The sequence below is a fragment of the Polynucleobacter sp. 39-46-10 genome, from assembly GCF_002282275.1.
In genome coordinates, this window is record NZ_NCJB01000377.1 from 1 (window position 1) to 2,039 (window position 2,039).

The 2,039-nt window shown below is 43.3% G+C and carries 1 protein-coding gene and 2 pseudogenes; all 3 read right to left on the bottom strand.

Features of this window, described 5'->3' with window-relative positions; all coding sequences use genetic code 11:
* A pseudogene (gene pstC / locus B7X71_RS15815) lies at positions 1–437 on the bottom strand (phosphate ABC transporter permease PstC); the annotation flags it as partial.
* A gap of 84 nt (positions 438–521) precedes the next feature.
* Entirely contained in the window at positions 522–1,541 is a 1,020-nt protein-coding gene (pstS, locus tag B7X71_RS15820; protein WP_293599425.1) for a phosphate ABC transporter substrate-binding protein PstS, read from the bottom strand.
* A gap of 115 nt (positions 1,542–1,656) precedes the next feature.
* Positions 1,657–2,039 (bottom strand): annotated as a pseudogene (gene glmM, locus B7X71_RS15825) (phosphoglucosamine mutase); the annotation flags it as partial.

The window sequence follows — 2,039 nt, forward strand, 5'->3', positions numbered from 1 at the left end:
GCAAATATAAATAAGCCAAACATACCGTAAATGATGGATGGCACGGCGGCGAGTAACTCAACAGCAGTACCCAGCGGTCTACGAAGGGCAGCTGGGCAAAGTTCAGTTAGAAATACAGCAATACCAAAACTTAATGGTACGGCGATGAGCAAGGCAATTAAAGAGGTTACTAAGGTGCCATAGATGGCAATAAGGCCACCGAATTCACCGTTAATGATGTCCCACTCTTTAGTAAAGAAAAAGCTAACACCAAACTTATCTAAAGCAGGCCAAGCATTAATAACCAGAGAAATAATAATTCCGAGTAATGCAATCAAAACTGATAAGGCAAAAAATTGCGTTATGCCATGAAATAGAAAATCTTGAATACGTTGCAGCTTAGCAATACGCAGAGCCTGGGGCGTTGGTGCTGAGTGTGACTGTGTTGATTCAATCATATTTGGACTTCATTTAATGTTGAAACAGCCCCAACCAAAGTTGGAGCTGTTTCAGTGTTGAGATTAAACAATCAATCTAACAAATTACTTAGCAATATTGGACCAAACACTCTTACGAATATAGTCTGTAGTTGCATCAGGCATTGGTACATAGTCAAGCTCAAGAGCCATTTGCTTACCTTCTTTGAATGCGAAGTCAAAGAACTTCAACACTTCAGCAGAGTTTGCTTTTTTCTCTGGGTTTTTGTACATCAAAATGAATGATGCGCCTGTGATTGGCCAAGACTGCGCGCCAGGAGCATTGGTAATAAATGTTCCCATACCCGGAACTTTAGACCAATCTGTACCAGCTGAAGCCGCGGCAAATGTCTTGTCATCAGGCAACACATAGTTACCATCTTTATTTTTCATAGAGATAGTAGTCATTTTGTTTTTCTTAGCATATGCATACTCCACATAGCCAACTGAGTTTTTAACACGGTTAACGTTAGCTGCAACACCTTCGTTACCTTTACCACCAACAGAAGAAGCAGCAGGCCACTTAACAGCAGCACCAGCACCAACAGCATCCTTCCAGAGTGAGCTAACTTTTGCTAAGTAGTCAGTGAAAATGGCAGTTGTACCAGAGCCATCAGCACGGTGAACCACAGTGATATCACCAGTAGGGATCTTCACGCCTGGGTTCATGATAGCGATACGCTTGTCATTCCAGTTGGTAATGTTGCCTTGGAAAATATCAGCCAATGTTGGGCCATCTAATTTGAGTTCGCCTGGCTTAACACCATCTACGTTCATAACAGGAACTACGCCACCAATAATTGCTGGGAATTGAACCAAACCTTCTTTTTCCAAATCTTCAAACTTGACTGGAGCATCTGAAGCGCCAAAGTCAACTGTCTTTGCTTTGATCTGCTTGATACCACCAGAAGAACCGATAGACTGATAATTTAAGCTAGTACCGGTTTTAGATTTGTAAGCCTCAGCCCATTTAGCATAGATTGGGTATGGGAATGTTGCGCCAGCGCCAGTCATTTCGGCAGCAAAGGCAACTGGAGCTACAGAAATCGCACCAATAACTAGTGCTTTTTTCAAGAATGATTTCATGTGGAGTAATCCTCGTTTAGTTCACGCAACATTGCGATAACTAAACAATACGGATTGAGTATGACTCTTTTATGACACTGAATCTACTTAAAAATATCTCAATAAATTCAGATACTTAGGCAGATGGGATCAAGTTAGCAATACTCTTAGCGGCACTAAGGGCAATAGCGTCATCATTGGCTTCGACCATCACTCTAAGGACAGGCTCAGTACCGGAAGCCCTAATCAGTACCCTGCCCGTACCTTTGAGCTCTGTTTCTACTTGAGAAATCTGGGATTTAAGAGCGCTGTCCGCCTTCCAGTCGTACCCCGCCTTAAATTTAATATTGAGAAGCACTTGGGGGAAGATTTTTACGGAATCCAGTAGTTGAGCAAGGCTCTTCTTGGCCTGACTCATAGCGGCCAGGACCTGCAATGCGGCAATGGTGCCATCCCCAGTAGAGTGCCGATCTAAACACAGGAGATGACCGGATCCCTCGCCACCAATGATCCACCCTT